The following is an 8,851-nucleotide window of genomic DNA, read 5'->3' as shown; positions in this document are numbered from 1 at the left end:
GCGGGGGCGCGGCGGGCCGTACCGGGGCGGCGGGAGGGGCCGCGAGGGCCGGATCGCCGGAGAGGATGCGCCGGTGCAGGGCGGTCAGTTCGGGGCCGGGGTCGATGCCCAGCTCGTCGACGAGCGCCTGGCGGGTGTCGGTGAAGACCGCCAGCGCGTCCGCCTGCCGCCCGCACCGGTAGTAGGCGAGCATGAGCTGGGCGCGCAGCCGCTCGCGGAGCGGGTGGTCGCGGGTGAGCGCCATCAGGTCGGAGACGACCTCGGCGTGCCGGCCGAGCTCCAGGTCGAGGTCCATCAGGGTTTCCAGCGCGCTCATCCGGCACTCCACCAGCCGGTCGCGCTGGTGCTCGACGTAGGGGCCGACGGCTCCGGCCAGCGGTTCGCCGGTGCACAGCGCCAGCGCCGCGCGCAGGATCCCGGCCGCCCCGCCGGGGTCGCCGGCGCGGCGGGCCGCCTCCGCCTCCTGGATCCCGGCCTCGAAGCGGTTCAGGTCGAACCAGGCCCCGGCCAGGCGCAGCGCGTAGCCGCGGCCGACCGAGGTGAGCAGCGCCGGCGGGGTCCTGGGGGAGCGGTCCGGTTCGAGTACGGCGCGCAGCCGGGAGACGTAGGTGCGCAGTGCGCCGAGGGCGCGGGGAGGGGCCTCTTCCCCCCAGACGCCGTCGATCATCTCGGCCGGTGTCACGGCCCGCCCCTCGCGGACCAGCAGCATCGCCAGGATGGAACGTTGCAACGGGGTGCCCAGATCCAGCTCGGCGCCGTCGCGCCAGGCCTGGACGGGGCCGAGTACGGCGAAGCGCAGGCCGTTGTCGCCGTCCTGTGCCGCCATGTCCGGTATCTCCACCCTAATGGGAAGTTTTATGACCAAATAATAGATCCTTGACCGCTTTCCCCATAGCTTGCCTGGACGACCGGCCAGTCGGACCGTTGATCGCCCGTTGATCGGGTGTTGAACCCCGGGCGGGATGCTGATTCCACCGCCGAGCGCGGCCCCTACGGGGGCGGCCGCGCCCGGCCGGCGGGGCAGGGGCGGCAGGGGGTGCCGCCATGGAAAAGGCCCGCTCGGAATGATTCCCGAGCGGGCCTTTCTCCATTAATCCGAAGTTACGGTGACGTTCACGCGGCCTCGACGAGCCCGAGCCGCGCGTGCAGGCGTTCTCGCACGAGCGGCCATTCGGAGCTCAGGATCGAGTAGAACGCGGTATCTCGGACCGTATCGTCGGCGCCTCGGCTCTCCGCCCGCCGCACACCGTCGAGGTGCGCGCCGAGGGCTTCGATGGCGGCCCGGGAGCGTGCGTTCCGCACGTCCGCCTTGAGGGTGACGCGGTGGACCTGCCAGGTCTCGAAGGCGAGCGAGAGCATCAGGTACTTGCTCTCCCGGTTGACGCCGGTCCCCTGGGCCGAAGCGGCCAGCCAGGTGTAACCGATGTCCGCCACGGACGGGACCTCGCCCACCGCTCCACGCGCGCCCGGCGGCCAGGGCATGGGGCCCTGCCAGTACTCCAGGTTCATGAGACGGGTGGCACCGACGATTCGGTCGGTGTGCAGCCACCGGATGGCGAAGGGCATCGTGCGGCCCTCCGCCTGCTCAGCCAGAGCGGCCTCCACATAGGAGGCCATCTCGTCCCGGCCATGGGGGACGCGGGTGAACCCGTACGTCGTACGGTCTTCACCCGCCGCGGCGACGAGGTCGTCGACGGCCGCGAGGCTGAGCGGCTCCAGGCGCACGAGGCGCCCGGACAGGGTGACAAAAGCGGGCATGAGCACATGATGAGGGCTCTCTGCGACGCTCAATGCCAAATGACGCGGGACATCTCCGTGAGCATCCGGGAAAGCCGCCGCCCGACCGCGGAGAGGGGGATGAAAGCGCAGCTCAGAGGGGTGTCCACGACTGCGGGGCCCGGGCGCTCCGGTGGGCCTTTTCCAAACTGAGACGTGCGATCCGGCGGCCGGCCTCCTCAGGGGGCGGGACGCCGGGCGGCCAGGCCGTCGAGGGCCTCACCGAGGTGGCCGAGAGAGGCCGCGATCCAGGGCAGCGCGAGGGGGTCCGGGGCGTTCAGCGCGGCCAGCCGCTGCTCGGTGGTCTCGCCGTACAGGAGGCTGGTGGCCATCCGGACCCGGAGCGCCGCGGGATCGTCGCCGAAGGCGTGCCCGGGGATCACGCCGACGCCGTACGCGTCGAGCAGGAGCGCGGCCAGCTCGGCGGAGGAGGAGACGCCGGTGCCGGCGTCGGCGGACTCCAGACGGCGGGCGGCCTCCGGTCGGCGGGCGGCCTCCGGTCGGCGGGCGGGGTCCAGGAGGCCGGTGAAGTCCGGGTAGAGGTAGAAGCCCCCTGCGGGGGGTCCGCCCGCACGCCCGCCGCGGTGAGCCGGGCGTGCACCGCCCGCGCGACCGCGGCGTGCAGTCGCCTGCTGCGGCCGATCCGCTCGACGAGCTCGGGGGGCTCGGTGTAGGCGTAGGCCGCGGCCTGCTGGACGGGGGCCGCCGGGCTGGACCAGATCTCGCTGGCCACCGCGAGCAGCCGGTCGCGCAGCCCGGCGGAGGGCAGCCGGGCCACGCCGATCCGCCAGCCGCCCAGGGCCAGGCTCTTGCTGAGCCCGCTGGTGACGACGGTGCGCTCGGGAGCAGCCTCGGCGGGGCTGAGGAAGCCCGCGTCCGGATCGTGGACGAGGTCGCGGTAGATCTCGTCGGAGATGATCATCAGGTCGAGCTCGCGGGCGATCTCGGCGAGCTTCTTGACCGTGTCGGCTCCCGCGAGCGTCCCGCTGGGGTTGTCGGGGAGCGTGACCAGCAGCGAGCGCACGTCCCGGCCCGCGGCGCGCGCCCGCAGGACGGCGGAGACCACCCGCTCCGGGTCCGGCGCGCCGCCCTCGCCGGGGAGCGCCGGAACGGGAAGGGAGCGCGCCCCGGCCAGCTCGGCCTGGGCGGCGTAGCTGACCCAGCTCGGCACGGGCAGCACGACGTCGCCGCCGATCGCGAGCAGCAGGCCGTACAGCAGGGGCTTGCTTCCGGGACCGCAGACGACGAGACCGGGCTCGGTGGGCAGGCGGCGGCGGGTCCAGTATCCGGCCGCCGCCTCGCGCAGCCCGGCCGCTCCCGCGACCGGCCCGTACCCGTTCTGCCCGGCCGCGGCGGCGAGTCTCTCCCGGAGGGCGGGATGGACCGGCAGGCCCGCCTCACCGAAGGCGAGGTTCAGCACCCGGTGGCCGGCGCGCCGCCTCCGCTCGATTTCCTCATTTGCCGCCAAAGTGGCGGAAAGAGTGATGTTCATGGTGATTCCCCCTATGTTGCGGAACGTTCCCAGCGTGGTGGGATGGAGGCATCACGACAAGCTTCGATTCATGTGGGTGGGCGTAAGGAGACCTGATGCTCGAGCTGCGCCGCCTGGCCCTGATCTGCGAGTTCGCCCGGAAGGGGAGCATCGCCGCGACCGCCGCCTCCCTCGGGTACAGCCCGTCGGCGGTCTCCCAGCAACTGGCCGCGCTGGAGCGCGAGGCCGGCGCCACGCTGATCGACCGGACCGCCCGCAGCGCCGAGCTGACCGACGCCGGTCGCCGTCTCGTCGAGCACGCCGAGCGGATCCTGGCGATGGTGGAGGCCGCCGAGTCCGACCTGTCCGCCCAGGCGGGCACCCCGTCGGGCCGGGTCACCGTCACGGCCTTCCCCACCGCCGCCGTGGCCTTCGCGCCCGCCCTGGCCCGGCTGCTGCGCCGCCACACCGCGCTGACCCTGCGGATGGCGCAGGGCCGCTCGGGGCGGGGCGCCCGCGAGGTCCAGTCGGGCACGGCCGACATCGCCGTGGTGGACGACTGGTACGGCCGGATGCGCGAGTCGGAGACCATGCGGGTCTTCCCGCTGCTGCGCGACCCGCTGGTGCTCGTCGTGCCGCGCACGCACCGCCTCGCCGCGCCGGACGAACCGGTCGACCTGGCGGAACTGCGCGACGAGCCGTGGATGGCCACCCCGGACGGCGAGCCGTCCCGGATGGCCGTCGACCACATGATGGCCGGGGTCGGCGGGATCGGGCCGGTGCCGTGGGAGTTCGAAGGGCTGAGCACCATCCTCAGCCTGGTCGCCAAGGGCGTCGGCATCGCCGCGGTGCCCGCCCTGGCCCTGGCGGCGGGCGTGCGCGGCATCGCCGTCCGGGAGATCCCCGGCGCCCCGGCCGGCCGCGACGTGCACGCGGTCGTCCGCGCCTCCAGCGTGCACCGCCCCGCCGTGGCGGTGACCCTGCGGGCCGTCCACACCGCCGCCCGCTACCTCGCGGCCGATCTCACCGCCCTCGAACCCGCGGTGAGGTGACCGCGGATCCGAGGGCGGCGAGGCCGCATCCATCGCGCGCGCTCCTCACCTCCGCGCACCGGGTTTCGACGATTCCGGAGATCGCCCGGTCACCTTGACCGAAATAATCTTGAAAAGGTACGGTGTCCATCTCCTTCTGCTGTCGCCATGAGCTGAAGAATCCCTTCTGACGGAAGGCGCGGGTACCGCTGCGTGACCACCTGGAATCGATGAGGGATCCAGCTGATTCCGCCGATCCGGTTTCCCTGAGGTGGCCGGGCGAGGTGGACATCTCTTTCCCATAGGGCCGTCGGTGAGATCCGGCGGGTTTCCGATGGAGACGTTGGAGGTCGCACGTGCGGAACAAGTCGGCTCACGAAGAGTGGATGTGGCAGCGGAGCTGGGCGGAAGCCGCGGGGCTCAGAGGATGGCTCGTGAACGGGGGGACGCTCCCGGAGATCCCCCGGCCGCCGCTCAACGTTCCGCCGCCGGTCAGGTTCCACGCGGGTTTCCACCTGGGGTACTCGCGCTGGTACGCGGCCGATGTCAGTTACACGAGGTCATCGGTCCTCGCGCTCGGATCCCCCGCATTCGTGATCGGGGCTCTGGCGGTGAACGCCATCGGGAACTCCGTCCGGCGAACGCGGGCCCTGGAGCTGGCGGCGCCGCAGTGGCGGGAGCACCAGGCGGTTCAGGTGTTCCTGACGAACGAGTCCATCATCACGTCCGCCTGGAACCGATGGCAGTTCTGGTATTTCAGCGACATGATGACGGTCGTCCCTGACTTCGGGACCGGATCCGTTCTCTTCACATTCAGTGGAAACCTCGTGCCGCTCCGCCTGCAAGGGATGGCGAGCGCTTGGCTGTTCGTCGCCACGACCTATCTCATGTACGGCACGGAATACCTCCGAAACGCTCCGGAATTCTTCTCCATGGGGCCGGCCGATACCCAGGAGTCGATTCCTGCGAGGATGCAGGAGCGTGCGCGGTGAACGCTCAGGAAGACGGCCCGGAGGCGGAGGCGGAGAGTGCGGCCCCGCACGTTTCCTCTCTCGCCGGGGTGCTCCGCACGCATGGAGACCCGGAGCCGGCCCGGCGGGGAGCACGGGCGTTCGCGGGGACGCTGAACCCCTCGGCATCCGCCGCGCCGGTTTGTCGGTGGGGCGATCTAACGTCCCGGCCATGACTTCAGCGACGCAGGCGTACACGTACGCCGCGCCCTCCTCCCTCGTCGACGGTCGCCTCGGACTGGCGACCTCCGGCGGCCGGGCCCTGTCCGGCCCGGCCGTGGCCCCCCGGTTCTTCAGCGGCGTGGTGACCCAGGCGGCCCCCGCCGCGGCGGCGCTGCTCGGCGTCGCCGACGTGGCGCTGGCCCGCTACCACCAGCCGCAGGCGCGGCCCGGCTGGGTGCGCGACCCGGTGGTGACGTGCAACGGGGACCGGTTGCGGTTCGAGTCGTTCTCGGCCTGCGGCGGCGTGTACGCCCGGCTCGATCTGCTGAGCGGCGCGCTCGACGGCGAGGTGTTCGACCGGGGCACCACCAACGTCGACGTGAACGCGCCGCTCCGGGAGGCGCTGGCGCGCATCGGCCCGCGTGACCCGCTGCACCTGGGGGTCGGGCTCGACGAGCTGGTCGTGACCACGATGGACGGCGCGGTGGTGGAGAAGAAGGTGCCGCTGCCCGAGCGCTGGCTGCGCGGCTTCGCCGAGGTCCAGGTCATCGCCTCGGGCATGGACCAGCGCGGTGAGCTGACCGGCATGGCGGCGGTCCGGTTCCTGCGCGGGCTGCCCAAGAAGGGCACGGTGTGGGTGGCGCAGGCGGGGCGGGACCTGAGGGTCTCCGACCGCCAGGTCCCGGGCTCGGTCCGGCTCGCCGGCCCCAACCGGCTCGGCACCCTCCTGCCGCTGCTGCGCTTCGCGAAGTCCCTCCGGGTGTACGGCCCGGCCGACGACGCCTCCAGCGCCTGGGAGCTGGAGCTGCCGGGCATGCGCTACACGCTCACCCTCTCCCCGGAGCGCTGGCGGGGCTTCTCCGGAGAGGGCGCGGTGCTCGACGATCTGGCCACCGACGAGGCCGAGGACGACGCCGACGTGGTGGGCATGCTGCTCAACTTCGAGCCCGAGGTCGAGATCGGCCTGCTGGCCGACCGCGCGGGCATCCCCGCCGACCGGGTGCGGGCCGCGCTGACACGGCTCGGCGTCGCCGGCCGGGTCGGCTACGACCTGTCGGAGGCCGCCCACTTCCACCGCGAGCTGCCCTATGACAAGGACAACGTGATCCTGCTCAACCCGCGGCTGGCCAAGGCGCGCAAGCTCGTCGACGCGGGCGCCGTGCACCTCGAAGGCGAGCTGGCCACCGTCCGCACCCCGGGCGGCGCGCGCCGGGTCTCGCTGACCGACGGCTCCTGCACCTGCGAGTGGTGGTGGGACCATCGCGGCTCCCGCGGGCCGTGCAAACACGTGCTGGCCGCCCGGATCGTCGCCCGTGCCGCCGTGGAGGCGTCCCGGTGACCCTCTGGACGGAGATCCGCGACCTGGTCACCCGCAACCAGGTCACCCGCCTGGCCGACCGGCTGGTCACGCTCACCGAGGAGGAGCGCGCCGAGCTGGCCGGGCGGTTGCCCGGCCTCGTGAAGGAGCTGCGCCGCGCCCGCACCGAGCAGGTGCGCGCCGAGCATCCCGACGACTTCGAGGAGATGGCCTCCTGGGAGGTCGGCGACCTGCTCGACGAACTGGCCGGCGCGCTGCTGCTGACCGGTGTCTTCGACGCCGACGGCGCGGGCCGCGCCCTCCGTGACGAGCGGCTGGATCCCCTGCCGACCCGCTGGCTGGCCGCCGCCGCCCGCGAGCTGCCCAGGGAGCAGGTGCTCGACGGCTGCGTGAGCCGTTTCCTGCGCGGCGGCGAGGCACAGGACCTGCGGTTCTTCGTCCGGCTGCACACGCTCCTCGACCCCACGCCCGCGGAGTCCGCCCCCCGGTTGCGCGACTACCTGCGGTTGCTGCCGTCGGCTCCGGGCACGGTCGCCGAGCTGGCCGCCGGGCAGGTGCGCGGGGCGATGCCGCTCGACCACGCCGACCTGGTCGAGGCGGTCGACGCTCTCACCTTCCGGGACGAGGCCAAGCTCGCCGCCACCGGCCTGCGCTGGCTCGACCAGGCGATCCGCGCCGCACCCGAGACGGCCGCCGATTTCACGACCGCGCTGACCACGGCGTACGCGCACAAGTCCTTCGACGTGCGCAACCGCGCGGCCGAACTGACGCTGAAACACGCCGACCTGTTCACCGACCAGGCCGAGACGATCCTCGACGGCGCCCGCCACCTCCCCGCCGGCCTGGGGGCGAGGCTGGCCGAGCGGTTCGGCGGGGAGACCCCGGTCGGGGAAGCGCCGGCGCGGAAGGAGTTCCCGCCGCTGCCCGAGCCGCCGCGGGCGCGGAGGTTCCCCGAGCCGTCGATCTCCCCCGACGACCACGAGCCCTGGATCGGCCAGGAGCGCTGGCTGGCGGCCTTCGTCGCCGGGATCGCCGACGACCGGGCGGAACTGCGCCGCAGGCTCAAGCCCCACGTCGAGCAGGACCAGGGCTACTGGCGCTCCAGAGAGGCGCGCCTGGACCCCGCCGACTGGCAGGCGGCGCTCTCCGCCGAGCTGGTCACCCCCGGGAGCGTGCCGGAGCCGCCGCCGATCGGGCCGGAGAAGTTCTGGGACAGCGCGAACCACTCCGTGGGAGTGCGGGCCCTCACCCGTGGCGAGGAGCCCGACCCGGAACCGGGACCCCGGCGGATCATGGTGGGCGGCCTCTACCGGCCCGGCCGCTACCTGGACGACGACGCCCCGCTGCGCGCCTTCTTCATCACCTGGACCAGCGACGACGGCCCGGACGGGGCGGTGGCCCGCGAGGGCGACCAGCGGATCCCCTTCGCGGGGGGCCGGATCCACCTGTACGGCCCGCCCACCGACGTCGAGCAGCCGCGGCGTCCCGGTACCGACGACGAGGAGTACGCAGCCGAGGAAGCCGACGCCGACGAGGAGGACTATGACGGCGGCCTGCCGGACCGCCCCCATCCGGTGCGGACGAGGCCCGGCGTCCTGTACGACGACTCCGCGGAGGCCATGCCGTCCTTCATCCTCGACCGCGCCTACGAGCGCATGGCCGAGCTGGGCGTGGACCCCGCCCGGATCGCGGCGATGCGGGCGGGGCGGCGGGTGCCCCCGCCGGGCCCGGACGAGCCGCTCGTGGAGGTGACCGTCGTCTTCGTCCCGCCCCGGCTGCGTTCCTGGATGCCCCAGGAGTTGCCCGAGCACGACGAGTGGCGGCGGCGCAACGAGCTGCCCCACCCCAACCGGGTCTCCCCGCCCCACGACTTCCTGCTGCACCGCTACGCGGAGCTCGCCGAGGCCCTCCGGAACGGCACCCTGCCGCCCGTGCTGCTGGCCACGCCGACCTGGACGAGCGGCCACCTCGATCCCGACGTGCTGGTCGACCGGCTGGAGACCTGCGCCGCGGCCGGGGTGGAACCGCTCCCGGCCGACCTGGCGCAGGCGCTGCTGCGGCTGCCCGGGCGGCCACCGGCCGC

6 protein-coding genes and 1 pseudogene are annotated in these 8,851 nt (G+C 73.4%); 4 read left to right on the top strand and 3 right to left on the bottom strand.

Features of this window, described 5'->3' with window-relative positions; all coding sequences use genetic code 11:
• The 3 genes and pseudogenes from ACWJ6R_RS24135 to ACWJ6R_RS24125 form a co-directional block, all read right to left on the bottom strand.
• On the bottom strand, positions 1-826 hold an 826-nt coding region (locus ACWJ6R_RS24135), incomplete at its 3' end, for an AfsR/SARP family transcriptional regulator (protein WP_449064419.1).
• Between the two features lie 287 nt (positions 827-1,113).
• Positions 1,114-1,758, bottom strand: a complete 645-nt coding sequence (locus tag ACWJ6R_RS24130; protein WP_449064418.1) for a GNAT family N-acetyltransferase — start codon at positions 1,756-1,758, stop codon at positions 1,114-1,116.
• Positions 1,759-1,955: 197 nt separating this feature from the next.
• Positions 1,956-3,268, bottom strand: a pseudogene (locus ACWJ6R_RS24125) (pyridoxal phosphate-dependent aminotransferase).
• A gap of 95 nt (positions 3,269-3,363) precedes the next feature.
• Here ACWJ6R_RS24125 and ACWJ6R_RS24120 point away from each other — a divergent pair.
• The 4 genes from ACWJ6R_RS24120 to ACWJ6R_RS24105 form a co-directional block, all read left to right on the top strand.
• Positions 3,364-4,299, top strand: a complete 936-nt coding sequence (locus ACWJ6R_RS24120) for a LysR family transcriptional regulator (protein ID WP_449064417.1) — start codon at positions 3,364-3,366, stop codon at positions 4,297-4,299.
• A 335-nt stretch (positions 4,300-4,634) separates the two neighbouring features.
• Complete coding sequence (locus tag ACWJ6R_RS24115) at positions 4,635-5,270, top strand: hypothetical protein (RefSeq protein ID WP_449064416.1); 636 nt, start codon at positions 4,635-4,637, stop codon at positions 5,268-5,270.
• Between the two features lie 190 nt (positions 5,271-5,460).
• Positions 5,461-6,789: an SWIM zinc finger family protein gene (locus ACWJ6R_RS24110; protein WP_449064415.1), complete on the top strand. Its 1,329-nt coding sequence runs from the start codon at positions 5,461-5,463 to the stop codon at positions 6,787-6,789.
• Positions 6,786-8,851 (top strand): hypothetical protein (locus tag ACWJ6R_RS24105; protein WP_449064414.1); only part of this gene is annotated, 2,066 nt, incomplete at its 3' end. The genes ACWJ6R_RS24110 and ACWJ6R_RS24105, both read left to right, overlap by 4 nt.

The organism is Planomonospora algeriensis, from assembly GCF_977012225.1.
The sequence above is the reverse complement of the archived record's forward strand: the minus strand, read 5'-3'. Positions and strand labels throughout refer to the sequence as shown.